This window comes from Paenibacillus rigui (assembly GCF_002234615.1).
Classification (GTDB): Bacteria; Bacillota; Bacilli; order Paenibacillales; family NBRC-103111; genus Paenibacillus_S; species Paenibacillus_S rigui.
In genome coordinates, this window is sequence record NZ_NMQW01000018.1 from 71,720 (window position 1) to 96,572 (window position 24,853).

General features: G+C 49.3%; 19 protein-coding genes. 14 read left to right on the forward strand and 5 right to left on the reverse strand.

Annotated elements, in window-relative coordinates; translation table 11 throughout:
* Window positions 1-138: 138 nt before the first annotated feature.
* Entirely contained in the window at window positions 139-3,954 is a 3,816-nt protein-coding gene (locus CF651_RS13810; protein ID WP_094015448.1) for an S-layer homology domain-containing protein, read from the forward strand.
* A 42-nt stretch (window positions 3,955-3,996) separates the two neighbouring features.
* Window positions 3,997-4,356, forward strand: a complete 360-nt coding sequence (locus CF651_RS13815; protein ID WP_094015449.1) for a response regulator — start codon at window positions 3,997-3,999, stop codon at window positions 4,354-4,356.
* Between the two features lie 91 nt (window positions 4,357-4,447).
* On the opposite strand, the gene CF651_RS13820 is transcribed toward CF651_RS13815, so the two are convergent.
* Window positions 4,448-5,353 (reverse strand): MerR family transcriptional regulator, encoded by a 906-nt coding sequence (locus CF651_RS13820; protein ID WP_094015450.1) that lies wholly within the window; start codon window positions 5,351-5,353, stop codon window positions 4,448-4,450.
* A gap of 183 nt (window positions 5,354-5,536) precedes the next feature.
* On the opposite strand from CF651_RS13820, the gene CF651_RS13825 reads away from it, so the two are divergent.
* The 3 genes from CF651_RS13825 (at window position 5,537) to CF651_RS13835 (ending at window position 8,501) form a co-directional block, all read left to right on the forward strand.
* Entirely contained in the window at window positions 5,537-6,463 is a 927-nt protein-coding gene (locus CF651_RS13825) for a methyl-accepting chemotaxis protein (protein ID WP_094015451.1), read from the forward strand.
* Window positions 6,464-6,739: 276 nt separating this feature from the next.
* Window positions 6,740-8,173, forward strand: a complete 1,434-nt coding sequence (locus CF651_RS13830; RefSeq protein ID WP_094015452.1) for an NAD(P)-binding domain-containing protein — start codon at window positions 6,740-6,742, stop codon at window positions 8,171-8,173.
* A gap of 64 nt (window positions 8,174-8,237) precedes the next feature.
* Window positions 8,238-8,501: a hypothetical protein gene (locus tag CF651_RS13835; protein WP_094015453.1), complete on the forward strand. Its 264-nt coding sequence runs from the start codon at window positions 8,238-8,240 to the stop codon at window positions 8,499-8,501.
* 114 nt (window positions 8,502-8,615) lie between these two features.
* On the opposite strand, the gene CF651_RS13840 is transcribed toward CF651_RS13835, so the two are convergent.
* The gene (locus CF651_RS13840; protein WP_094015454.1) at window positions 8,616-9,068 is read right to left on the reverse strand and encodes a MarR family winged helix-turn-helix transcriptional regulator; all 453 of its coding nucleotides are present in this window, start codon (window positions 9,066-9,068) and stop codon (window positions 8,616-8,618) included.
* Window positions 9,069-9,186: 118 nt separating this feature from the next.
* On the opposite strand from CF651_RS13840, the gene CF651_RS13845 reads away from it, so the two are divergent.
* The 3 genes from CF651_RS13845 to CF651_RS13855 all read left to right on the forward strand — a co-directional run bounded on the left by CF651_RS13845 (window position 9,187) and on the right by CF651_RS13855 (window position 11,670).
* Window positions 9,187-9,774: an NAD(P)H-dependent oxidoreductase gene (locus CF651_RS13845; protein ID WP_094015471.1), complete on the forward strand. Its 588-nt coding sequence runs from the start codon at window positions 9,187-9,189 to the stop codon at window positions 9,772-9,774.
* 148 nt (window positions 9,775-9,922) lie between these two features.
* Window positions 9,923-10,654, forward strand: coding sequence for a YheC/YheD family protein (locus CF651_RS13850; RefSeq protein WP_245855896.1), 732 nt, complete (start codon window positions 9,923-9,925; stop codon window positions 10,652-10,654).
* Window positions 10,655-10,758: 104 nt separating this feature from the next.
* Window positions 10,759-11,670 carry an S-layer homology domain-containing protein gene (locus tag CF651_RS13855; protein ID WP_094015455.1) on the forward strand — a complete coding sequence of 304 codons (912 nt, stop codon included), beginning with the start codon at window positions 10,759-10,761 and terminating at the stop codon, window positions 11,668-11,670.
* Window positions 11,671-11,782: 112 nt separating this feature from the next.
* On the opposite strand, the gene CF651_RS13860 is transcribed toward CF651_RS13855, so the two are convergent.
* The 3 genes from CF651_RS13860 to CF651_RS13870 form a co-directional block, all read right to left on the reverse strand.
* Window positions 11,783-13,189 carry a sensor histidine kinase gene (locus CF651_RS13860; RefSeq protein ID WP_094015456.1) on the reverse strand — a complete coding sequence of 469 codons (1,407 nt, stop codon included), beginning with the start codon at window positions 13,187-13,189 and terminating at the stop codon, window positions 11,783-11,785.
* Between the two features lie 3 nt (window positions 13,190-13,192).
* Window positions 13,193-14,389 (reverse strand): beta-ketoacyl-[acyl-carrier-protein] synthase family protein, encoded by a 1,197-nt coding sequence (locus CF651_RS13865; RefSeq protein WP_094015457.1) that lies wholly within the window; start codon window positions 14,387-14,389, stop codon window positions 13,193-13,195.
* Window positions 14,390-14,574: 185 nt separating this feature from the next.
* Window positions 14,575-15,660: a GntR family transcriptional regulator gene (locus tag CF651_RS13870; RefSeq protein WP_094015458.1), complete on the reverse strand. Its 1,086-nt coding sequence runs from the start codon at window positions 15,658-15,660 to the stop codon at window positions 14,575-14,577.
* Between the two features lie 184 nt (window positions 15,661-15,844).
* On the opposite strand from CF651_RS13870, the gene CF651_RS13875 reads away from it, so the two are divergent.
* From CF651_RS13875 to CF651_RS13900, 6 genes are all read left to right on the forward strand, one after another.
* The gene (locus CF651_RS13875) at window positions 15,845-17,149 is read left to right on the forward strand and encodes an ABC transporter substrate-binding protein (protein ID WP_094015473.1); all 1,305 of its coding nucleotides are present in this window, start codon (window positions 15,845-15,847) and stop codon (window positions 17,147-17,149) included.
* Window positions 17,150-17,262: 113 nt separating this feature from the next.
* Window positions 17,263-18,201 (forward strand): carbohydrate ABC transporter permease, encoded by a 939-nt coding sequence (locus CF651_RS13880; RefSeq protein WP_094015459.1) that lies wholly within the window; start codon window positions 17,263-17,265, stop codon window positions 18,199-18,201.
* 3 nt (window positions 18,202-18,204) lie between these two features.
* Window positions 18,205-19,047, forward strand: coding sequence for a carbohydrate ABC transporter permease (locus tag CF651_RS13885; RefSeq protein ID WP_094015460.1), 843 nt, complete (start codon window positions 18,205-18,207; stop codon window positions 19,045-19,047).
* 81 nt (window positions 19,048-19,128) lie between these two features.
* Window positions 19,129-20,091: a glycoside hydrolase family 43 protein gene (locus tag CF651_RS13890; protein WP_094015461.1), complete on the forward strand. Its 963-nt coding sequence runs from the start codon at window positions 19,129-19,131 to the stop codon at window positions 20,089-20,091.
* 295 nt (window positions 20,092-20,386) lie between these two features.
* Window positions 20,387-22,627, forward strand: a complete 2,241-nt coding sequence (locus CF651_RS13895) for a helix-turn-helix transcriptional regulator (protein WP_094015462.1) — start codon at window positions 20,387-20,389, stop codon at window positions 22,625-22,627.
* A gap of 311 nt (window positions 22,628-22,938) precedes the next feature.
* The gene (locus CF651_RS13900) at window positions 22,939-24,546 is read left to right on the forward strand and encodes an extracellular solute-binding protein (protein ID WP_245855898.1); all 1,608 of its coding nucleotides are present in this window, start codon (window positions 22,939-22,941) and stop codon (window positions 24,544-24,546) included.
* The last annotated feature ends 307 nt before the right edge of the window (window positions 24,547-24,853 follow it).

Below are 24,853 nucleotides of genomic sequence, written 5' to 3' on the forward strand. Positions count from 1 at the left end.
GCTCAGTAAGTTTTTTTGCAAATTGTACCCCGATTCATCCTTTTTTATTGTTTTGTGAGAATTTTGTGAGGTATGTCTTGTACCATGTACCGTGAGGTTGCAAGTTAACCATTTTTTCTGAGAAGGGGGAAACAAGTGATGACTTTGGAACATGCAGGACATCGTTGGAGTGTCACATGGATACGGAGAATTGTTATCTTCATGATCTTTGCATCGGTATTGGCGGCTCCAGTGCAAGCAGCTGAGCAATGGAGTCAATATGCCAAGATTGGATTAGGCAGCAATGAAGATCTCGGTACGTTCTCTAGTCCGGCCGGTGTGGCGATAGACAAATGGGGGAATATGTATGTGGCGGATAACGTAAACCATCGCATTCAGAAGCTGACTGTTGCTACAGGCGTATGGAGCGAGTGGAAGAAGAAAGGAGGCGGCTACGGAAGCGGTTTAGGGGAATTTAGCAATCCGAGCGGGGTGGCTGTAGACAGTAACGATAATGTGTATGTGGCTGACAGCAGCAATCATCGTATCCAAAAACTGGATTCGTCTACAAGCGTGTGGAGTGAGTGGAAGAAGATCGATGGCGGATCGGGAAACGGTTTAGGGGAGTTTAATGATCCTAAAGGCGTAGCGGTGGACAACAGCGGCAACGTCTACGTTGCCGATTCCCACAATCACCGGATCCAAAAGCTGACGGTATCTTCAGGCGTCTGGAGTGAATGGAAAAAGAACGGTGGCGGATCAGGAAACGGCCTTGGAGAGTTTAATGATCCTAAAGGCGTGGCGGTGGACGAAAGCGGTAATCTCTATGTAGCCGATTCCCGCAATCATCGGATCCAGAAACTGACCGCATCCACAGGCACATGGAGCGAGTGGAAAAAGAGCGGCGGGGGACTAGGAAACGGCCTAGGTGAGTTTGATCAACCCTTCGGCGTTTCTCTTGACCGCAACCGTAATCTTTACGTGACAGATTATAATAATCATCGCATTCAGAAGCTGGATTTATCTACAGGCGTGTGGAGCGAATGGAAGAAGAGTGGCGGAGGCTCAGGAAGTGGTTTGGGTGAGTTTTATTATCCCAAAGGTGTAACGGTGGATGTAAACGGCAATGTGTACGTGGTTGATTCTCAAAACCACCGGATTCAAAGGCTAAGCACAGCCGAGGGGCAATGGAGTGAATGGGGCTACCGGGGAGCCGTCAAAGGCGAAGGTCTTGGTGAATTCGCGTACCCCAATGCCGTTGCGGTAGATAAGTACAAAAATGTGTATGTGGCCGATTTTGGGAATCACCGTATCCAGAAGCGGGAAGCAGCTACAGGGGTATGGACCGAGTGGAAAAAGAATGGTGGGGGCTATGGCAGCGCTCCGGGCGAGTTTGACGGTCCTGCAGACGTTGCCGTAGACGAAGACGGTAATGTGTATGTGGCTGATTTTTATAATCACCGCATTCAGAAGCTGGATGCCTCTACAGGCGTGTGGAGCGAATGGAAGAAGAGTGGCGGAGGTTCAGGCAACGGTCCGGGCGAGTTTAATTATCCCAGCGGGGTGGCCGTAGATCATAACAAAAATGTGTACGTGGCCGATTATGGAAATGACCGCATCCAGAAGCTGGAAGTGGCAACAGGGATATGGAGCGAGTGGAAGAAGAACGGGGGCGGCGCAGGCAGCGCCTTAGGGGAGTTTAACAAGCCATCCGGCATAGAAGTAGGTAACGACGGCAATGTATACGTAGCAGACATGAGCAACCATCGCATTCAGAAACTGGATTCCGCCACAGGAGTTTGGAGTGAATGGAAGAAGAACGGGGGTGGTTCCGGAAGCGGCCTCGGCGAGTTTAATGAACCATACAGCGTTGCTGTGGACAACAGAGGGAATGTGTATGTAGCCGATTCCATGAATAACCGAATCCAAAAGTGGAATGCGGCAAAGAATGCATGGAGTGAATGGACGAAGAGCGGCGGCGGTTCAGGCAGCGGCTTAGGGGAGTTTAGAGAGCCCCTCGGTGTAGCGGTGAACGATGATTATCTCTACGTGGCCGAAACAAGCAACCATCGGATCCAGATATTAAAAATGACGATCACCCCACCAGGTACACCAACAGCTGTCAAGGCTGAGGTAAGGAAAGGGGAGTCCCAAGCAACAATTAGTTTTACGCTACCGGATAACGACGGAGGCAGCGACATAACCGGTTATACCGTGACCTCGAGTCCTGAAGGTTTGACGGCTAGCGGTACAGGAAGCCCGATCACTGTCACCGGTTTGACGTATGGTACAGCCTACACGTTTACAGTGGTAGCAACGAACCGTGCGGGGAACTCTGTCGCATCGGCCTCCTCGAATAGCGTTACGCCTACCCAACTAAACGACCCCGTTACGGTACCGGGTACACCAACAGCTGTCATGGCTGAGGTAAGGAAAGGGGAATCCCAAGCAACAATCCGTTTTACGCCACCGGATAACGACGGAGGTAGCGCCATAACCGGTTATACCGTGACCTCGAGTCCTGAAGGTTTGACGGCTAGCGGTACAGGAAGCCCAATCACTGTCACCGGTTTGACGTATGGTACAGCCTACACGTTTACAGTGGTAGCAACGAACCGTGCGGGCAGCAGCATGGCTTCAAACGCTTCTAATGCGGTAATTCCAGTATATTTCAGTTCTCATCCATCAAAATCCGGGTCCTCCACATCATCGAAGTCAGATCTAACGGATGCCGTTATTCTAGTGAATGGAAAATCCGAGATTGCAGGAACCGTAAAGGTGGCGAACATCAATTCACGGTCAGTTATAACCATTGCGGTTGACAGGAAAAAATTGGAAAATCAGCTTGCAATGGAAGGTCAGCATGCGGTGGTAACGATTCCGGTGAAGGACAAATCCGATGTTGTCATTGGTGAATTGAATGGTCGGATGATCAAAAATATGGAAGAGAAACAAGCGGTTCTCGAAATCACAACCGATCGTGCCAGTTATACGCTGCCTGCGCAGCAAATCAACATTGGAGCCATATCCGATCAAGTAGGGAAATCGATAGCACTTGAAGATATTAAAGTACAGATCGAAATCGCTATACCAACCGCGGATATCCAGAAGGTAGTGGAAAATATGGCGGCTCAAGGCGCCTTTACGCTTGTCGCACCGCCGATAAATTTTTCGGTAAGAGCTATGAATGGGGATAAATCAATTGAAGTTTCGAAGTTCAATGTCTATGTGGAACGAACCTTGGCGATCCCAGGAGACGTTGATCCCAATAAGATTACGACTGGAGTTGTTGTTGATCCGGACGGGTCCTCAACCCATGTACCTACGAAGGTGGTTGCGATGCATGGCAGTTATTACGCAGTTATAAAAAGCTTGACCAATAGTACGTATTCGTTAGTATGGCATCCGATCGAATTTAACGATGTTGCCAACCATTGGGCCAAGCATGCTGTGAACGATATGGGGTCAAGAATGGTCATTGACGGGACTGGAGATGGCATGTTTAGTCCTGACCGAGAGATTACCCGAGCGGAATTTGCTGCCATCCTCGTTCGAGGATTGGGGCTCCGGCTGGAAAAGGGTTCCGTACCATTTTCGGATGTGTCCAACTCGGATTGGTACAGCAATGCGGTCAAAACTGCCTATGCGTACAATCTGATCAGCGGTTTTGAGGACGGAACCTTCCATCCGTCAGACAAAATTACACGGGAACAGGCTATGGCGATGATTGCTAAAGCGATGAAGACGACTGGTTTGGGATCGGAGCTCCCGACACCGGCGTCTCAGGCAGTATTGACTTCATTTCATGATGCAAATCGTGTTGCAGAATGGGCGAAAGACAGTATGATCGAATGTTTGAATGTAGGAATCATTTCTGGAAGAAACAGCACAGAGGTGGCTCCTCAATCGTATATCACTAGAGCGGAAGTCGCGGCAATGATGGAGCGGCTGCTTCAAAAATCTGGATTAATCTAACCAGAGGCGGCTCAAAGTTGAACATAAAAAGGACTGGAATCATTGGCAAACATATTAGTAGTGGATGATGCAGCTTTTATGCGGTTAATGTTGAAGGATTGCTTAACGGAAGGGGGGCACAGCGTCATCGGTGAAGCCGAGAACGGAATTGTCGCGGTGGAGAAATATAGAGCCTTAAAGCCCGACGTCGTCATGATGGATATCACGATGCCTGAAATGGAGGGGATCGAGGCGCTGAGATTGATTCGAAAAAACGACCCTCAGGCCAAAGTGATCATGTGTTCAGCCATGGGGCAGCAGCTCATGGTGGTTCAGGCGATTCAAGCCGGTGCCAAAGATTTTATCGTGAAGCCGTTTCAATCGCAGCGCGTTCTGGAAACCGTTAAGAAAGTGTTGGGGTAGTTCCCCAACCTGCAGGAACAGCCTTCGCCCGGTATCGTACCGAGCGGAGGCTGTTTTTATTTTGACCTTGTCCGCGCAGCTGTACTGAACGCTAGAGCGGAGCAGCATGTCTTCGCATATAAACGGTTTGAAACCATCGTTCCCATGTAATTTTATCAGAAACCTGGACGTAAGCGGAGATCGGTGTTGTGCTCTGCTGAAAGCCCTCGCCTCCAAGGATGAAGTCCAGCTGAGGCCACTTCTTATGACATAAGGAGATCCATTCTCCAAGTCCTTGGACATGCCGGGGATCGGTAACGGAAACAGCAACGGCTGAAATCTGTCTCTTCTCAATGACCTCATGCAACCCTTGGAGAGGGGTATTCGGCCCCAAGTAAATCACATCGACACCTTTCTTCCGCAAAAATAGCGTGAAGAGCATCAAGCCAATATGATGATGCTCGCCTTCCGGACACAATGCCAATACCCTTGGCAGGTGAGGCTGCACCGGAAGTATTCTGAGAAACTGGGTGAATCGCTGCATGATTAATTGAGAAGAGAAATGCTCTTGAGCTACGGATATGAGACCGTTCTCCCATTCGTCCCCCATCAGGTATAATACCGGAACTAGGATATGGTGGAACACATCGTCGTAATGGTATAACGAAAAGGCCAGGTCAATCGTTTCGTGTGCTTGGCTTGTTTGGAATTCTACTAAATACCCGTATAGCTGCTCGATGAGATCCGAATAGTTTTTATGAAGCAGCAGGTTGGGGGCGGGTTCCTCCGCAATATCATGAGCTTGTTTTCTCCAGAGACGGACGGCTTCGCTAATTTTCATTTGCTTTTCGTCCATTTGGGTTTTGAGCCATTGAAGGGTTTCAATATCCGCTTCACTATATAGACGATGTCCGCCTTGACTCCGTGTTGGAGTGATGATGTCGTATCTGTTTTCCCAGGCACGGATCGTAACCGTGGGAATGCCGAGTATTTCGGAAACCTTTTTAATGTTGTACATGTGTAGCCCACCTCAAATTAATTATACATAAATTACACAAAGATTGCACAAAAAGGGACGCTTTTACCGATAATTTGATCGGAACCTCATGAACGTTGTAACTAATGTATAGAATATGTATAATAATTATCATAATAATATACAAAATTTATACATATAAGTGGACCAGAGAGGGGATACAACATGAATGTAACAAGAAGTATGAGGTACTCTGCTACCCAGGTGCTGGATCCGAGTGCGGTTCTTGCAGCCATGGAGCAATCGTTGGCCATGATCGAATTCAACATCCAGGGCAAAGTACTATGGGCAAATGATAACTTTGCTCGAGCTATGGGATATGAAGCGGCGGAGATGCCCGGAATGCTGCACCGGCAGTTTTGTACCGCTGCATTTGTCAATAGCCGCGAGTATGCGGCCTTATGGGACAATTTAAAGAGCGGGCGCCCTTTTCAAGAGAAAATACTCCGCGTCTCCAAGCACGGGCGTCACCTATGGTTTGAGGCTACCTATACCCCCGTATTTGACGACGAGGGCCAAGTACAAGCCGTACTCAAAGTTGCTTCGGATATTACGTCCCGCGAAAATGCAAGAACGCAAGTCACGAATGAGCTGCAGCAAATGGCGGCAACTCTTTTGCGGCGTACAGAAGCCGGCATTTCGAGCAGCGATCAAATTGCCGCAGCCATGGATCGGGTTGTTAGGGAATCTGATGCGAATATGCAGGCGCTCCAATTGCTGGAGAGCAAGGCGGAAGCTGTGCAGGGGATGATAAGAATGATTCGCGATATTGCATCACAGACGCATTTATTGGCTTTGAATGCGGCGATCGAGGCGGCCCATGCCGGCGAGCACGGACTTGGCTTTAACATTGTGGCGCTTGAGGTTCGGAAGCTGGCGAAGCAGGCGGAGGATGCGGCGCATGAGATGAATTCCCATTTGGAGGGAATCGCCAAAGAGGTGACAACGATGGGGAAAGGCACAAAACAATCCCAAGACGTAATTGCGGACAGCCAACGTCGGGTTCAAACGGCTGTCGATGAATTTATGGGAATAGGTCAGGCTGCGAGGGAATTGGATCATCAGGCCCAATCATTGGGCGAATGGCTGTAAATGGGTTCGACGTGATTTGAGCGGGGCTTCCGTACAATAGGGAGCAGCCGCTTTTTTTGTGCATTAGAAGGGCAGCCTGCCAGGCAAAAGTGGCGATCCTAGTTATTTTGAACAATTAGGAATTGAAAATTTAGCTTTACGTACAATTCCATCGCAATGGACTTCAAATGCCGGAATCCAGGAGCTAATATAGAAATAAGATACAAAGGATGTACGATAACCTTACATTTGAATATTGGAATGCACGAAAGAAGCCATCGAAAGGTATGAGAAATCATGAGCATAGAGACATTAAATGAACGAGTCAAAACGGATCTTGCCTATATTGCTTATGGAGGCTCGAACTGGGTACGCCCGGCTAACCATCCGGAGGGCCATGTGTATGATGTCGTAATTATTGGTGGCGGCCAAAGCGGATTGGGCACAGCCTTCGGTCTTTTGCGGGAAAGAGTATCCAATATTATTGTTCTTGATGAGAACCCGGAGGGCATGGAAGGACCTTGGGAAACCTACGCCCGTATGGTGACGCTGCGGACGCCGAAGCATTTGACCTCCATCGATTTGGGGGTCCCCTCACTGACGTTCCGTTCGTGGTGGGAGGCGCAGGCAGGGCTGGAAGGGTGGGAGCAGGTCGTCAAAATCCCCCGCGGCGATTGGATGAATTATTTGCGCTGGTACCGGAAGGTGCTGGATTTGCCTGTCATCAATGAGGTGAAGCTGAAGCTGATCGAGCCTGGAGAGGCTGGCATTCACCGGCTGCATATCGATGGTGCGGGGGCGCCGTCGGGGACACTTCTGGCCCGTAAAGTCGTTCTGGCCACAGGCATTCAAGGCGGAGGTGAGTGGCATGTACCGTCTATGATCGCTGATAAATTACCCCGTCATCTGTATGCTCACACCTCCGAGGCTATTGACTTTGATAAGCTGAAGGGGAAAAAGGTAGCCGTCCTGGGCGGCGGGGCTTCGGCCTTTGACAATACGAATTATGCTTTATCCGAAGGTGTGGCCGAGGCCCACGTGTTTGTCCGTCGTGACAAGCTGCCGCGGATCAATCCGATCCGCCAGATGGAGGTTTCAGGGATGATTGAACGGTTCCCGGCTCTGTCCGATGCCGAGAAATATGCGGCTATCGCCCATTTCTTCAAGCACAATCAGCCGCCGACGAACGATACCTTCGAACGTGCCGCTTCATGGCCGGGCTTCCAATTGCATTTGGGCTCCCCTTGGCTTGATGTAGAGGCCGGAGAAGAAGGGGCGATCGTGACCACGCCTCAAGGTAAATTCACATTCGATTTCCTTATTATCAGTACGGGCCTTTTGACCGATCCGGCGCTGCGTCCGGAATTAAAGCTGGTGGAATCCCATATTGCCCGGTGGAGCGATCGCTACAAAGCACCGGAAGCGATAGCCACCCCGCTGCTTGATGCGCATCCGTTCCTTAGCCCCGGCTTTGCTTTCTTGGGCCGGGATGAAGAGGGAACACAGCGGCTGCACGGTCTGTTTTCTTTCAATTACTCGGCGCTGCTCAGCTGCGGTCTTTCGGCATCTGCGCTTTCGGGCATGAGATACGCGATACCGAAGCTGGTCACTGCGATAGCGGATCAGCTGTTCCTCGATCATCGCGAGGAGATTTTGAACGACTTCTTCACTTATGCTGAGGAGGAGTTTGTAGGGCAATGGCCGAAGCATCCGACGCTGGCGAATAAATAGGAGATTGTCTAGACCGGCTGTCCAAACCGATATCCTTTCTAATGAATAAGATATACCGTATTCAATGCCAAAAGTAAAAGCAACACGAGTGGAAAATCAGGTTTATTCCAATCGTGTGGTCCGTTCCGAGTTTGATAAAAACTGGGTGACCGCAGTGACCCAAAGCGGATATGTGGTTTATACAGCAATCCGCAACCAGGCCAAAGTAACCGTATTGCTCAGCACCGGGGCAAGTAAATTGCTTATCTTCAACAAAGGCGGAAGAGTACTTGTCGGTTCGGGTGGAGTAAGTCATTACAGCAAGCCGCATATCGCCAAAGACCTGTAACGTGCTATAAGGAAGGGGTTGTCCGAGTCATCAAAGATGACGTAGGACAGCCCCTTTTTCAGTAAATGCATGCGCATCCCATCTGGAAAGATGGCGATGCCGATTATCCATGTGTTACGGCGAAACGGAATCCGAAGGGGAGTAAAATATTTTGGTATGCAGCAGGTCCATAGCCTGCTCCAGCGCTTGCCATTCTTCGTCCGTGGCATCTTGAAGCCGGGCAAGAAACTGTTGTGCGATATGGTTGAACGCCTGATCCATCATGCGCTGACCCTCCTGTGTGAGGCGGATGAGCTGCCTGCGCCGGTCTGCGGTATCGGTAAACTTCTCGCATAACTGCTTGTCGCACAATTTCTTCAGCTCGCGGCTTGTGTTGGGCATGGACATGTGCAGGCAATCACTTATCTGACTTAAAGTAACAGGTTGGCTTACGGCGACATATTCAACCATTTTGTACTGCAAGGGGGTAATGTCGTCGCTCTTTATGTCCTTGGTCATCTCATGGGTGACTTGATGTACCGCAGTTGTAAAAGCCACAAATTTGTGAAAAAAAGCTTGGTTGTCCATGGGCTCACCTCTAGAGTAACCATATCAAAATAATTATCAAAAAACAATTATCATTTGACAACTAAAAAGTGCCGTGCTAGGATTTAATTATCAAATGATAATTAATGAGGTGGTTTTTTTGAAAGTACTGGTTATTTATACACATCCTAATCATCAAAGCTTAAGCTATGCCTTTTTACAAAAGGTCATCCAGGGAAGCAAGGACAATTCTCATATTACGGAAGTGGATGTTCTGGATTTGTATGCAGAAGGATTCGACCCGGTGTTGGTTTTTAACGAGAATAAGCGCAGAAGAGATATGCACGCGGATCCCGCACTGGCGAAGTACCGTGAGCAATTGCTTTGGGCCGATAAAATCGTCTTTGTGTACCCTATATGGTGGGGGCGCCCACCTGCGATGCTGATGGGCTACATCGATAAAATGTTTGCTTCCGGCTTTGCCTATAAAGAAACGGGTGGACTGCTCCCTGAAGGCTTGTTGAAGGGGAAATCTGCCGTATGCGTCTCAACCATGCAAGGGCCGGCACTGTATCCGTTGTTCTGGTTGAATAACGCTCACAAGGTGTTAATGAGAAAGGCGCTTTTACAATATGTCGGTATTCGAAAGGTAACGTTTTTTGAATTTGGGAGCATGGAAAGTCCGAAGGGGAAGCATGAAATGAAACTAAATAAGGTGTATCGTTATTTCAGCACAGTAGCGCGCTGAGTCAGAGGCTTCTAGTCCATTGAGATGAGAGTTGGGGAATCCGCTGATTCAGCGGGTTCTCTTATTTTTTTGGTAGAAACCCTCTGTTACCTATTCCGAACTTCGGCATGTTGAATATATTGCTAGAAGTCATGGGGAGGTTGATAGAGTGAAATATAAATACGGGAAGCTGGGCAAGTATCATTTTATGAGAAACAGCAGCGGCATTCGCTCCTTTCTGCCGGAAACAAGGCTTGCTACGAAGTCGAATCTGCAAGCCATGCTCATGCTGTATAAGTCCGTTTACTTAAAACCGGATGAAGGAACCGGCGGTCATGGGATTATGAAGATCACGAGAAATGGCAGCAGGTACATCGTAAGACGGGGGACAGTATCGCAGACGTATGCTTCCTATGACCGGTTATACGGGTCTCTTCATCGGCTGGTATCCGGAAGAAAATATGTTGTTCAAAAAGGAATCGATTTGCTCAGACATCGCAGGCGCCCGTTTGATATCAGGGTGATGGTACAGAAGAACAGGGCAAATGAACTGGTGGTCACAGGGATGGTCGGGCGGCTGGCTAAGGCGGGCAAGATTGTCACCAATTATCATAGCGGAGGTAAACCTTTACCTGTCGGGACGCTGCTGCATTCCCGCCTTCGGGGAGAGAAGAAACGAAGATATATGAATAAAATTGCATTTGTTGGAAGAAAGGCTAGTCTTGCCCTTGGACAGGCTTATCGAGGCAACAGGGCGTTTGGGGTGGATATTGCTATTGATTCTCACATGAAGCCATGGGTTCTGGAAGTGAACACAAGACCGGATATGACGATTTTTCGTGCGTTGAGAAATAAGGCGATGTATAAAAGGATACTGAAATATTCGAAATTCAAAAAATAAGCCGAAAAAAATGCCGTCAGCTGCAACTTTTATTTCACAGCAGCCGTTTAGAGGGTAACTCTAGAGGAATATAAAAACAACCTACTAAAAGGAGAGAATTAACTGTGAAAAAATTAGCGGCTTTAACATTGACTACTGCACTGGTGGGGAGCTTAACCTTCAGCACGGCATTTGCTTTTTCCGATGTGGAGGATAGTCAAGCGGAGGCTGTTTCGGCATTGCAGAGCCGCGGCGTCGTCAGCGGAATCGATAATGAGCATTTTGCACCTAAAGGCAAGATCAGCTTTGCGCAAAGCGTACAAATGATTGTAAAAGGGCTGGATCTGAACCTGGATTTGCTGCGCTTTATCAAGGCTCCGGTAGCTTCCGATATTTATACGAACATCCCTGACAATGCCTGGTATGCGGAGGCCTTCGTCATCGCTCATTATAACGGCTTGGAGATCCCGAAGGATGTGAATCCGAATGAGACGATGACCAGGGAGCAATTCGGTTATTTGCTGATTAAAGCATTGGAGAAGAAGGGCAATTTCCCGCTTGTCAAAATGTACATTGAGATCAAGGACGGCGATCAGATCACGCCGGGCTATCAAGGTGCCTTGCAGCGGATGCTGCTGTACAAGATTGCCTCGTTGGATAAAGACGGGAAGCTGAATCCGAAGGGGGAGCTTACGAGAGGCGAGGCGGCTGCATGGGTATACAATGCCGGTAAGGTGATGGCGGCTCATCCGCAAAAGCCGGCGCCGGTGGTTGAGGACGTAGCGGTTGCCGTTGAAAAAGTGAACGACGACGTCAACAAGGTGACGTTGTCCCGTGGCAGTAAGCCAAGTGCGGGCTATGGAATTACCATCACGGATATCCGGTTCGATCAGGACGGTCAGGCGGTCATTCATTATACGCTTCAGGACCCGCAGCCGGATTCCATGAATGCGTCGGTTGTGACCGAGCCGAAGGCCGTAACATATATTTCTTCCAAGTATAAGGCGGTTGCCGAGCAGGCAGCAGGAAATGAATAAATCAGGTCATTTTCGTTTGTAATTCAAAGCAAAGCCCCTTTTTATGCAGCGGCAGCGTGCTCTTGTCGCGGTTGCCGCATAAAAAGGGGCTTTTTCTCTTCGTATTGGACTACTAGGTGCTTACAATTTTTTCGTAATGGACGACAGGAATGGCTACCTTGATTTCCGTGCCGTGCTCATTGCTATGTACGATCTCGATGTGTCCGCCGTGGGAATTCAGAATCCGTTGACAAATAGACAATCCGAGCCCCATGCCTGCTTCTTTGGTCGTGTGGAAGGGAGTGAAGATTTGCGACCATTTCTCGACAGGGATCCCCGAGCCGGTGTCTGCGAACGAGATGTGAATTTCGTTGCTGTGAATGACGGTATGGATTTTAATCAGCCTCGTTTCCTTTTCCTCCATGGCCTCAATGCTGTTATTGATGAGGTTTATGAAGACCTGACGCAATTTGTCTTTATCCACTTTGGCGATAATATGTTTGTCCTCTTTCAGCAGGATGGATACGTTCTTTTCCTTGGTTCGGATCGAAGTCAGCAGGATGGCTTCCTTGATAATCTCAATGAGGTCGGCTTCTTCCGCTATAATTTTACCGCTTTTGATGAATTCATTATAATTGGAAACAATGCTGTTCATGTGGGAGCCGGCCATTTGAATTTGATAAATCATGCCTTTGGCTTTTGAGTCCAAGGCCTCGTTTTTAGCCAATATTTCTGAATACCCTTTCATAATTGTCAGAGGATTCCGAATTTCGTGAATCAACCCGGATGTCGTCACCTCAATCTGTTCCTCTTGCTCTTTTCTTTTGAAAATTTGATTGCTCTCTATGATCATTTTGGTGCTCATATGAACGAACACGAAGAAAATAAAGATGGAGAAGATCAGGACGGCAATTTGACTTGAGTAAATAAAGGTTCGGGCTTGTAAGTTTAATACGCCAACCGCATAGGTCAGCAGGAAAGTAAGACTGAAATAAGTTAGGAAATGCCTTACGTATTTATCCAGCACCTTCCTGCTGACGATGAGGGTTAATACGATGCTGATCACGAGCAGCTTGATATGGTTGGCAAACAAACTGCTCCATTCCCCATACAACGGGTACAATACACTGCTTCCCAGCCCGTTGATATGGTTTAAGCCCGTGATACCCAGCTCGCTCCAATTCAGGATATACACAAAAATCGACCAGCAGTAGTAAGCGCCTATCGTGTATTTATTAATGACCCACTTCAGCCAGCTGCCCTCATCCTTGGATAAATATTTAAGCGCCATGTAGCCTACATATAAAAAGGCCGGGGGAAGCATGATCGAGCCTACCCGGAACAGCTTGAACAGAAAAAAGATGATGTCGTATCTTAATAAATCCGAGCTGTAGAGCAGACTGACATCCAGCTGCCATAAGCTGATGAAAACCATAAATAACAGCATGGCGTTCGTCAGCTTGGTTTTGAACATCATTTTGCTGGACATGCCTAAAAACAATGGCACCAGGGAGATGGCCGCCATGAGGATAAAGTTCATACCTTAACCTTCTTTCGATATCACAATTGTGTTGTTGTTCCCGCCATATCCATGTGAAGTAATTGCGATATGCTGGATGTTGCAAAATTGAGTCTCTTTTACAATATTGACGTGCTCGTAGCCCTTGAAATCGGATAATGTGGTTGCAGGGATAAAACTGTGCTGCAGACTAAGCAGGGAAGCAATCACCTGAGCGACACCGGAAGATGAGAAGGCGTGCCCGATCATCCCTTTAATCGAAGTGATTGGCGTGTCGGGCCCGAATAATTGCATGTGATTTTTGGCTTCGTTCCTATCCTGCACCTCAAGCCCGAGCGCCAAGCTGTTGGTGTAGGTAATCTTCTTGCTGCCGACGGCCTGGACCATTGTTTCGTACAAGTGGGTCCCCTGCATATTCATGGAATGGATGTTCTCCCCGTCATTATTGGCTGCTGCGCCTGTAATATACCCATAAATGGTCTTGTTTTCCTTCATTGCATGCTGCTCGGTTTCCATGACAACGACCGCGGCTCCTTCAGAGATAACGAAGGTATTGCAGCTGCTGGAGAACGGATTGCCTGTTTCCCCTATTGCCGCGTTAAATTTAATAGACTTCTGTTTGGCAAAGCTTGCTATCGCAGCATCGCAGAGGGGCGTCTCGGAAGCGCCCGCAATACAGACGTCAACGACACCGTTTTCCAACAAGGTTTTTCCTAGTACAATGGCGTCGGAACCTGATGCGCACCCGTCGGTAAGAGTAAAGACGAGATTGCCCGCACCCAAGCCTAAATAATTGGCTACGCCCGATGAGAGACTATGTATGTTGGTCAGTCCTGCATTTAAGGGACTGATTTTGTTGAATTTATCATTTCGGTAAAGCTGAGAGCTTTGTTCGATTTCCGGAAGGCTTGATGTCGTCGTTCCCATGATGACCGCAACTCTAGCATTCGGAGCTTTTATTTTAGCATGTTCTAAAGCTTCTTTGGCCGCAGCGATACCAAGCAGGCTGGCTCTTGGATAGCCGCGCAATTTTCTGCCTGTCCACGCCTCCGGATTTTCGTCGATAATACCGCAAACGAGACTTTCATTATGGGGGCCTAGTCCTGGGACGATGGAATGGGTACATATCCCGTTCCTGAGTACCTGCTCAAACTGGAGACTGTTTTGAATGTTAGGAAACTTGATTCCAAAACCGGTAATGACGGATTTCATTTTCTCCATGAGTAAATCCCCCTCGTCTCAATTAACATACTAACTTCATTTTAATATTTTTTCTACAAATTCCAACTTTTTTTTACAAAAAGATAAAACAATTTACGGGCCAAGGGCATTAAAGTCTTCCGGGTTATGACCAAAATAAAAAAAAGCTTGATTTCTCAAGCTTTTCCGGGGGGATATTATATCAATTAATAGGCAGGTTGAAGATTTGCGAGAATGAGCTTTACAGGGATCACAACCTGTTGAGGCTCATAATGGCTGTCGATCTGCCGGATCAATAGATCGACGGCTGCCTCCGCCATCTTGCTCTCGTTCTGTGCAATGTAAGGAACATGAGGGAGCTCGGGATCATCGAAGGAGATCAGCTCCTTGACCGACGAGCTGGAACCGGCGCCTTGCAGCGCACGCGAGGTTAAGCGGGCCATCTCCGCCGTCATCGTGAATGCGGCCGTCAGCTGGGGGTGGCTCCTCAGGAAGTCGGTAATGTATGAAAGGGCATCGTTGCTTCGCAGAATATCGAGAGGGACGTGGCACCAGAGCCCTTTATCAATGGACACGCCTTGATCGGTATAAGCTTTCTCGAAGCCGGCTGTCCGATCCTCGACAGCTGTATTCGTATTTTCAGGAGAGATGAGGGCGATTTGACGATGACCTTTGCCGAGCAGGTAGGATACCGTTTCATAAGCTCCTCCCAGATTGTCCGATGTGATAGTGTACGTATCTATATTCCGCAGATAACGGTCAATGAAGACGAACGGGAATTTATCCAGGGAAAGGCGCAGCAAAGACTCGCTGTATTTCTCATCCTCGGTCGGAAAGACGATCAGCCCTTTAACACCGCATTCCATTAAATCCTTTATAGCTCGTGATTCTTCTGCGGAGGATTCTCTTGTAATTCGGAATACCATTTGAAAGCCGGCCTGGGTCAAGTAATATTCTACATGGTCGACCAGCTTTTGGATGACTCCTGTTTTTAATGTAGGAATAATAAATCCGATGAGGTTTGCAGGTGACTTGGATGGAGCAAGCTGCTTCATGCGGTTAGCATGGAACGGCTGCTCGGTTACGAACGTTCCTTTGCCCTGCACCCGGATGACATACCCTTCGTCAGCCAGCGCCGTTAAGGCGTTTTTGACGGTAATCTTACTGACCTTGTATTCCTCCATGATTTCCTGCTCCGAGGGTACCCGGTCCTTGGGACGGAGCTCGCCGCTCTGTATTTTCTCTTTAATATGCTCTTGGATTTGCTTATACAAAGCATTCTTATGATTCATGTTGCGCAGCCCCTTTTAAATATTTAAAAAGTAATATTTTATAACCAATTGAGTATATAAATTATATATTATCTATATTATAATCCAATTAGTGAAGCGGTTACAATACTTAATATTTAAAAAATGGAAAAAATAGTTTGATTCAAAACAAGCCAAATTCATTCGTAGGGGGCAGATGTTCATGATGAAGAAAGCGCTTAAATTATCGACGGCTGTAATGCTGAGTTCCGCACTTTTTCTGACGGCGTGCAGTGGGGCGGATACGGGAAGCAGCGGCGGAACCGATACGAAGTCGGGCGGGGGGACGAAATTAGTATTTTGGACCTTTAACGAGCTGCACCAGAAGTTTTTCGAGAATATGGCGGCATCCTGGAACAAGTCGCATCCCTCTGAGCCCATCGAGCTGGAGGCTACGACCTTTCCTTATGATGACAACCACAATAAGCTGCTTGTTGCTCTGCAGTCGGGTACAGGGGCGCCGGATATGGCCGATGTGGAAATCAGCAAGATCGGCAACTTCCTGAAGGGTGAGCCGCAGCTGGTGGCGCTGAACGACATCGTCGAGCCGGAGAAAGCGAACCTCGTCATGTCCAGGCTGGACAATTACGCGAAGGGCGGCAAATATTACGGCATTGACTACCACGTAGGCGCGGAGGTTATGTACTACAATAAGGAAATTCTCGATAAAGCCGGTGTGAACGCAGATAACATCAAGACTTGGGACGATTATGACAAGGCCGCCAAGCAGGTGCTTGAAAAAACCGGGAAGCCGATGACAACGGTGGAAACGACGGATCAATGGTCTCTCTGGCCGCTTGTCGTACAGCATGGCTCCGATTTCCTTGATAAGGACGGCAAGGTGATTTTGAATAATAGCGCCAATGTTGAGGTGCTCAGCTTCCTGCAGAAGCTTGTGAAGGAGAAGGTTGCCGTACCTGCACCGGGAGGCTTTCACCATGCGGAGGAGTACTACGGCTTTATGAATAAAGGCGGCGCGGCCTCCCTGTGGATGCCGATGTGGTACATGGGACGGTTCACCGACTACATGCCTGATTTGAAAGGGAAAATCATCATCAAGCCGATGCCGGTCTTCAAGCAGGGGGAAATGCGCTCCTCGGGGATGGGTGGTACGGGAACCGTCATCACGAATCAATCGAAGAGCCAAGAGCTCGCGAAGAAGTTCCTCTCCTATGCCAAGCTTTCCAAGGAAGGCAACATTGAGATTTGGAAGCAGCTGGGCTTTGATCCGATTCGTACCGATGTATGGAACGATCCGGCGTTGAAGGAGGACAACAAATTTACGGCTTACTTCGGCAAAAATTTATTCGATGTGCTGATCGGCGTGAAAAATGAAATTGCTCCTACCAACATTAAAGAGAAAACACCAGCAGTCTCCGATGTTGTGAAAACGAAGACGATCTTCCAGGTCATCAACGATATGAAGGATCCGAAGCAGGTGCTGGACGAAACGGCACAAAGCATTAAGTAAAGGATACGTGCGATAGAAACGCACCAAGCCATGCAAGACCGGCTTTCTCCCGCGAATTCAGGAAGCGGGGAGGAAGCCGGCTCCAAGCTACAAGAAAGGAGCAGTGAACTACTATGGAAGCAGACACCGTCAACGTTTCAGTGAAAGCGAAAAAGCAGAGCCGGCTGTTGAACCCGCTGCTGTATTCGCCCAAGGTGGCTCCTTACGTCTTTGTCCTGCCGTTTGTGCTGTCCTTTTGTATTTTTTTCGCTTATCCGGTGTTCAGCACGATTCAAATGAGCTTTCAGGAGGTGCTGCCGGGCCAGACGCATTATATCGGCATGACCAATTACCAAAACCTGTGGAGCGATTCGTTCTTCACCGCTTTGTTCAACAGCAGCAGGTACACCCTTTGGACGATTCTCGTCTTGATCCCGCTGCCGCTGCTGCTGGCCGTATTTTTAAACTCAAGGCTGATGAAATGGAGCTCCTTCTTCCGTTCCACCTTGTTTATCCCGTCCTTGACCTCTGTCGTCGTAGCGGGGACGATCTTCCGCCTTGTCTTCGGCTCCCTGGACAACTCGGTGATGAATACGTTCCGTCACATGATCGGGCTGCCTACTATCAACTGGCTGGCGGGCTCGTCCACGGCGATGTTCGTTCTGGTTGTATTGGCGACCTGGCGCTATATCGGCGTCAATATTATTTACTTCCTGTCCGCCCTGCAAAGCATCCCTCAGGAGCTGTATGAATCCGCAGCCATCGACGGGGCGAATACGTGGCAAAGATTTTGGCGCATTACGCTGCCGCTCTTGAAGCCGGTCAGCATTTATGTCATAACCATCAGCATTTATGGCGGGTATTCGATGTTTACCGAAAGCTTCATCCTGTGGAATGGCAACCGTTCCCCGAACGATATCGGGCTGACGATGATCGGCCTATTGTACAGGGAAGGCATTGAGAAAAATAATTTGGGCTTCGGCTCGGCTATCGGCATTACGCTGCTGGTGCTTACGATGGTTTTGAATGTCATTCAGCTGAAATTTTTCGGATTGTTCAAAAAGGAGGATTAAGTCATGGACGAGAAACCTTCCAAGCTTCAGAGAGCCATGCTGATTCTTTTATTCGTTCTGCTGGCAGCCATGTGCCTCTTTCCGTTCTACTGCTTGGCTCTGGCTTCCCTGAAGCCTTCCAAGGAGCTGCTGCGCCTGGGTCTGAACGTCAAGCTGCAGCCGGAGCTGCTATCCTTACACAACTATGCGTTTTTGTTTTCCGCTTCTGCCAAAAAGTACCTGGTATGGTACCAGAACAGCGTGCTTATCTCGGTGATTTACACCGCTTGCTGCCTGCTGCTGTCCTCCATGGTCGGGTACGGCCTGGCCATGTACCGTTTCCGCGGACGGAACCTGATCTTCGTCCTGGTGCTTCTCGTGATGATGGTGCCGGTAGAAATTATTATGCTGCCCCTCTATAAGCAAATGATCGCCTTCAAGCTGATCAACACGTTCAGCGGCGTCATTTTACCGTTCGTCGTCGCGCCGCTGCCGATCTTTTTCTTCCGGCAGTACGCTGCAGGCCTGCCTAAGGATTTTCTGGATGCCGGAAGGATCGACGGCTGCTCGGAGTACGGCATCTTTTTCCGGATTATGGTGCCGTTGATGACTCCCGCATTCGGGGCGATGGCAATCCTGCAGGCGTTGGCGAGCTGGAACAGCTTCGTCTGGCCGCTGATTGTGATCAAATCAAGCGAAAAGATGACGCTGCCGATCGGGCTTGCCAGCTTGGTTACCCCCTACGGCAACAACTACGATATATTAATTGCCGGCTCCGTGCTCGCGATTTTGCCGATACTGCTTGTCTTTATTTTCTTCCAGCGCTTCTTTGTATCGGGCTTGACGGTCGGCGGTGTGAAAGGCTAAGCAGGCCGCTCTTTCAACCATTCATTATTTACCTTGCTTATAAACGATCCGTGTTACACGCATGAGGAGAAGGAGACCCCTATGAGAGAAAATCAAATACTACTGAATACACCTACGATTGAGCAGCGTGCCGATCCATGGGTATACAAGCACACGGACGGCTGCTATTACTTTACGGCCTCCGTTCCGGCCTATGACCGGATTGAACTGCGCCGCGCGGCAACGCTTCAAGGGCTGAGGGAATCGGAGCCGGTAACGGCTTGGGTGAAGCATGAAACGGGACCGTTGAGCGCCAATATTTGGGCGCCGGAAATTCATTTTATTGACGGTAAGTGGTATATCTATTTCGCCGCGGCAAGAACGACGGAGACGAATGAAGGCTTGTTCGATCACCGCATGTACGTATTGGAGAACGAATCGGCGAACCCGCTGGAAGGAGCCTGGGTAGAGAAGGGGCAAATCCGTACCCGTTGGGAAAGCTTCGCGCTCGATGCAACGACCTTCGAGCACCGGGGAACCCGTTATCTCGTATGGGCCCAGAAGGACCCCGACATTCCAGGCAACTCGAATCTGTACATTTCGGAGATGAGCAATCCATGGACGCTCCAGGGGGAGCAGGTGCAGCTCTCCACCCCGGAATACGATTGGGAGATCATCGGCTTCAAGGTAAATGAAGGCGCCGCAGTGCTGAAGCGCGACGATCGCATCTTCATTAGCTTCTCTGCCAGCGCGACGGATTTCAATTATTGCATAGGCTTGCTGTCCGCGAGTGAAGACGCGGATCTGCTCGATCCGAAGTCATGGGAAAAGTCGGCGCAGCCTGTATTGACGACCGATGAGGAGCTGGGCCTCTACGGACCCGGACATAACAGCTTTACGAAATCAGAGGACGGCACGCAGGATGTCCTGGTGTTTCACGCCAGAACCTATAAGGACATTCAGGGGGATCCGCTTTACGACCCGAACCGGCATATGTTTGTTCGTCCGCTGCTTTGGAACGCGGATGGTACCCCGAACTTTCGCCAATCCGTTCGTCAGATATAATGGAATGTTATATGTCAATCAAAGCAGCTTTGCCATCCGGCAGAGCTGTTTTTTTGACCACAAAACCGCTGTACGCGGTCGCTCATCTTCGCAAGGCCTCGATAGAGTTTCTTGACAAACGCATGCCACCTGGAAAGTTGGCGCAGCCGATTATCCTTGACTCATCCCGGCAGAACGTCATCTTGCCCGGCAGCTAGGGACAAAGTATAATAAGTTAAGCGCTTTATTCGCGCGTGACAAAAAGAGTGACACCGCTTACAATTAGAAAAATAACAACGCGAGGAGGTTCCCTAACTTGAAAAAGACTTGGTATCACCGGCTGCTCCTATCGTACTTTCCAATCTTGTTCGTCACGGTCGGGATTATCGTCTTTCTGTCCGTATCCATGCTTAGTGAATTCTCTATCAGCGAAACCGAGAAGGCAAACCGTATCTTTGTCAAATATGTAATTGATTCCATGGAAACCTCGTTAAAGGGCGTGGAACGTGTCATTTTGGAGGAAACGGGGAACAGTGACGCCTTTTACCATTTCTTTGAAATGAAGGACACGGATGATGCAGGACTCGTATATTACGAAACCTCGAAGGAAATTCATAAAATACTCGACGACAATCCGCTTCTGCAGTCCGTCTATTTATACCGGGCCAAAGATCAGGAGGTCCTTACGATAAATTCACTGGAGAAGCTGGATACGTTCCCGGATAAAGCTTACGTCCTTCAAGCGCTCCAGCAGCCTGCCGGCTCGGGGTGGTCCGGTGTCCGCTCCTACTCGGGACTTACGCTGCAGCCTCCGGAGCAGGTCATTTCGATGAGCAAGAAAGCGCTGCTGCCGTTCGGCAATCAGGGCATCATTGTGGTGAACGTACGCGTGGATCAGCTGCTGCGCATTGTCGATGAGATGATGAATCCGAGCATCACGTTTATGAATATAGCGGATGCCGAAGGAGCGCAAGTGTATCCTGTTACTTCAGCCAAGCTGACCGGACAGGGGAAGGAAGCCTCCGAGGGCAGTGTCGTGACGAATATTTACTCCAAGCTGATCGGGTGGACCTTCGTCAGCGGGATTCGCGGCGGCCGGATGTTCTCATGGGTTTCTACGATATCCCACATGTGGATCAGTATCGGTGTTTTGACGATATTGTTCAGCCTGATCTATACGGTTTATGTGACCCGGCGCAACTATAAACCGATTGAACGAATTATGCAGCAGATTCATGCCCATCAAAGCCGGAACCAGTTGAAGGGAAGCGACGAATTTTCTTTCATCGGGAAAGTGCTTGAGAATTTGATTGACCAGACCGGCCGGTACGAGAAGCAGTATCAGGAAGATTTGATCGTCCGGCGGAAGCAGTTTTTTCAAGAGCTGATCTCTTCCAGGTCTTCGGTTTCGGAAAAAGCTTGGGCGGAAAATATGCCGCGGTTTAAGCTGCCCGATACGTATACGAATTTGCAGTTTGGCACAGCCGAAATCGATGGATTCGCGGCCTTCCAGACAACGTACAGTGTGACAGATCAAAACCTGCTCAAATTTGCTCTGACGAATGTCGTGCAGGAATTTTCCGATCCTGAATGGCTGACGGTATGGGCCGAATGGATTTCCGAGAAGAGGCTCGCCATATTGTTTATAGTCAACGCGCCGGCGTTGAACGAGCAGCAGAACACGATGGAGCTGCTGGATCGCTTCCGCATCTGGGTGGCCGTAAACTTGAAGTTTTCCATGACGGTCGGTGTAGGGAGAAATGTGGCCAGCCTGGCGGAGCTGGGGCTCAGCTTTAGTGAGTCGATATCGGCGTTAGAGTATAAAATGTCGCTCGGCAACAATCAGGTCATCTGCTACGAGGAGCTGCGCGGGGTCAAATCCGTTGATTCTCATAAATATTACCAGCGTATGGATGCACTCAGTCAAGATTTCCGCTTGGAAGGCACCGCCTGGCAGCTTCAGGTCGATGAGCTTGTGCATGATCTGGAGCAGGATTTGCTTAAGGAGGTCGAGATCCGTCATTTACTGCAGTACTGGATGCGCATGCTCCAGCGAATGATCGAGCTTTTGCCCGGGGAATATACAGCTTATTGGAATGACAAATTCAGGCAAAGCTTGACCGAAGCCATTGAAACGATAGAAACCGCAGAAGAGCTTCTGCCTATTTTTGCGGATTCGCTTAAGCAGATGCACAAGCATTACCTGGATCTGCGGGAATCCAAAAGCCATCACTCCATGCTAAGCGATATGCGCAAGTATATTGAAGACAATTACGCGAATCCGGATTTATCGTTGAATATGATCAGCGATGAATTCGGCATCAATGCCAAATATGCAAGTCACCTGTTCAAAGAGGCGTACGGGATGAAGTTCGTCGATTTCTTGATGAACCTGCGGATGGAAGAAGCCAAGAAGCTGCTGCTAGCTTCAGACGCGTCTCTGCAGGATATCTCCGAGAAGGTCGGGTATACCCATGCGATTTCCTTCGGCCGGACCTTTAAGAAGGTGGTCGGAGTTACGCCGGGGGATTATCGCAAATACACACAAATCACATAAAAAGGCGAAGGCTCTCGATTCGAATCGGATACGCGGGCCTTTGATTTTTGGCCAGGCCTCGCATTTTTTGCCGTCAAAACAGCCTGTTTAACGCTCTATCTGACAAAAGATTGGTTGCAGGAATTCGGTTGGTCACCCCTCATCAGCCCTTTTTCGGCAATCGGTTTATGCGGGCGAATCATGTTGGTTGACCGTGACTCGGATCAGCCTGTATAACGGAGGTAAGCCCGGCCGGTGCGAACGATCCTGTTCAGCCTATGTGACGGCGGGAGGCATTTCAGTAACTGAATCGGATACACGAAGCGAAGGGGATGAATCTTTTGAAAAAGAAAGCGCCTAAACGTAACGCGGCATCGGTGTTGGCAATTACGACGTCATTCGGTTTATTAGTAGGCTGTGCAAGCAATGGAGAACAAGCGGGAACTTCCGCTGGATCCGCCTCCGGCAGCACGAGCGGCAAGCAAGTAACCTTAAAGGTAGAAGTCTTCGACCGGGGCAATTCGCCGGCGGGTATGACCGTTACAAATAATTTAGTCACCAAATGGGTGCAGGAGCAATTCGGCAATCCTAACAATATCAAGCTTGAATTCATCCCGGTTCCAAGGGCGCAGGAAGTGGATAAGCTGAACGTGCTGATGGCAAGCGGAGATGCGCCGGATATCGTCTTTACCTATGATCCGAACGTTGTGTATAAGTACGTGCAGCAGGGCGGACTGATGGATCTGGGCAAGCTGATTGACGCCAACGGGGCTAACCTGAAAAGCTACCTTGGAGCGGATACGCTCAGCTACGGCAAATTCGACGGTGTGCAGTATGCGATTCCAGCCAAGCGGGTGTATCTCGGCAAATATTCCTCTATGATTCGTCAGGACTGGCTCGACAAGCTGGGGCTTCCGGTTCCTAAATCGACGGATGAAGTGTACAACACATTGAAAGCGTTTAAAGAAAAAAATCCCGGAGGAAGCGGCACCATTCCACTAGGCTTATCTCTGGCACCGGCTTCGATCGAGCCGATCATCTGGCCGTTCATCAAAAAAACGTCCGATGAGGAAAGATATACCTCCATGCAGCTTCTGGGCTCTGGCGATCGTCCGACGCTCATGCCAGGCCATAAAGAGGGCGTCAAATTTTTGAATAAATTGTTTAACGAGGGACTCGTATCTCCGGACTTTGCACTGGATAAAGACAAGAAAAAGCTGCAGCAGGACGTGATGACCGGCAAGGTCGGCATGTACGCAGAGGATGCAGGCCAAAGCTACGGTACGGCACCGGACATCATCGGTATTCTTCAGAAGAATGATGCGAATGCGAAGGTGACTCCGATCGACCCTTACACGAACGAGGAGGGCAAGCACGCGAAGCCGGGCTACCAGCCGGCGGGGATGTACATCATGATTCCGAAAACGAGCCAAAACGGTGAGGCGGCCATTAAATATTTGAACTGGATGGCGCAAAAAGACGTGTTGAACCGGTTGACCAACGGAGACGAAGGCAAGAACTACACGCTTCAGGACGGCATCCCGGTGCTCAAAACGGACGAGGATACGAAAAACCTGCTATACAATGCAGGCGATATGAGACTCGTGTCCAATGGACTTGACCTAGGCGATAAAGATAAAAACTTGAAAGCAATGGCACTCGCTGTCCCTGAAGCTTTGCGTAAGGACGCTGCGATAGCGTACCAGAACGGCCTGGCCGACGGTATTCCGCCGCTCCGCTTCGATCGTCCGATCCAGGCGGAAGTGAAATATGGCAAAGTGCTTCAGGACAAATACGATGAGCTGATCGTGAAAAGCATGATGGCCAAACCGGCTGATTTTGACAAAGCCTATGACGCTGCGTTGAAGGACTATCTGGCAAGCGGCGGCGAGGAAATCAAGAAGGAACGCACCGAAGCCTACAAAGCAATGAAGAAATAAGCTTGCAGCCCTAGACATGAGGCTGGTGAATACACAGCGGAGCGGGTGGAATCGTTCTGAAAGAAGGATCCGCCCGTGCAGCCGTCTTGTATTCACCGGACTCCAAGAAAAGAGGCCGGCGCTTGCGGGCCGCTATAACCCGCAAGCCTTGCCGCCTCGCATAACTGGTTAGGAGGAGGAGTCCCTTTGAGAGGCATGAACACATACCTGAGCCGGTATTGGCAGCTGCGGACACTTATATACATCTGACGATGCCGAGGAATAGATGGAGCATACAATGTAAGAGTTAGCGTACTTCTATGACATA

What these genes read in the sequence shown, in the direction of transcription:
- CF651_RS13810 (WP_094015448.1), top strand. Translation starts at nt 139, where the DNA reads ATGACTTTGGAACATGCAGGACATCGTTGGAGTGTCACATGGATACGG.
- CF651_RS13820 (WP_094015450.1), bottom strand. Translation starts at nt 5,353, where the DNA reads ATGTACAACATTAAAAAGGTTTCCGAAATACTCGGCATTCCCACGGTT.
- CF651_RS13825 (WP_094015451.1), top strand. Translation starts at nt 5,537, where the DNA reads ATGAATGTAACAAGAAGTATGAGGTACTCTGCTACCCAGGTGCTGGAT.
- CF651_RS13830 (WP_094015452.1), top strand. Translation starts at nt 6,740, where the DNA reads ATGAGCATAGAGACATTAAATGAACGAGTCAAAACGGATCTTGCCTAT.
- CF651_RS13835 (WP_094015453.1), top strand. Translation starts at nt 8,238, where the DNA reads ATGCCAAAAGTAAAAGCAACACGAGTGGAAAATCAGGTTTATTCCAAT.
- CF651_RS13840 (WP_094015454.1), bottom strand. Translation starts at nt 9,068, where the DNA reads ATGGACAACCAAGCTTTTTTTCACAAATTTGTGGCTTTTACAACTGCG.
- CF651_RS13860 (WP_094015456.1), bottom strand. Translation starts at nt 13,189, where the DNA reads ATGAACTTTATCCTCATGGCGGCCATCTCCCTGGTGCCATTGTTTTTA.
- CF651_RS13865 (WP_094015457.1), bottom strand. Translation starts at nt 14,389, where the DNA reads ATGGAGAAAATGAAATCCGTCATTACCGGTTTTGGAATCAAGTTTCCT.
- CF651_RS13870 (WP_094015458.1), bottom strand. Translation starts at nt 15,660, where the DNA reads ATGAATCATAAGAATGCTTTGTATAAGCAAATCCAAGAGCATATTAAA.
- CF651_RS13875 (WP_094015473.1), top strand. Translation starts at nt 15,845, where the DNA reads ATGAAGAAAGCGCTTAAATTATCGACGGCTGTAATGCTGAGTTCCGCA.
- CF651_RS13880 (WP_094015459.1), top strand. Translation starts at nt 17,263, where the DNA reads ATGGAAGCAGACACCGTCAACGTTTCAGTGAAAGCGAAAAAGCAGAGC.
- CF651_RS13885 (WP_094015460.1), top strand. Translation starts at nt 18,205, where the DNA reads ATGGACGAGAAACCTTCCAAGCTTCAGAGAGCCATGCTGATTCTTTTA.
- CF651_RS13890 (WP_094015461.1), top strand. Translation starts at nt 19,129, where the DNA reads ATGAGAGAAAATCAAATACTACTGAATACACCTACGATTGAGCAGCGT.
- CF651_RS13900 (WP_245855898.1), top strand. Translation starts at nt 22,939, where the DNA reads ATGAATCTTTTGAAAAAGAAAGCGCCTAAACGTAACGCGGCATCGGTG.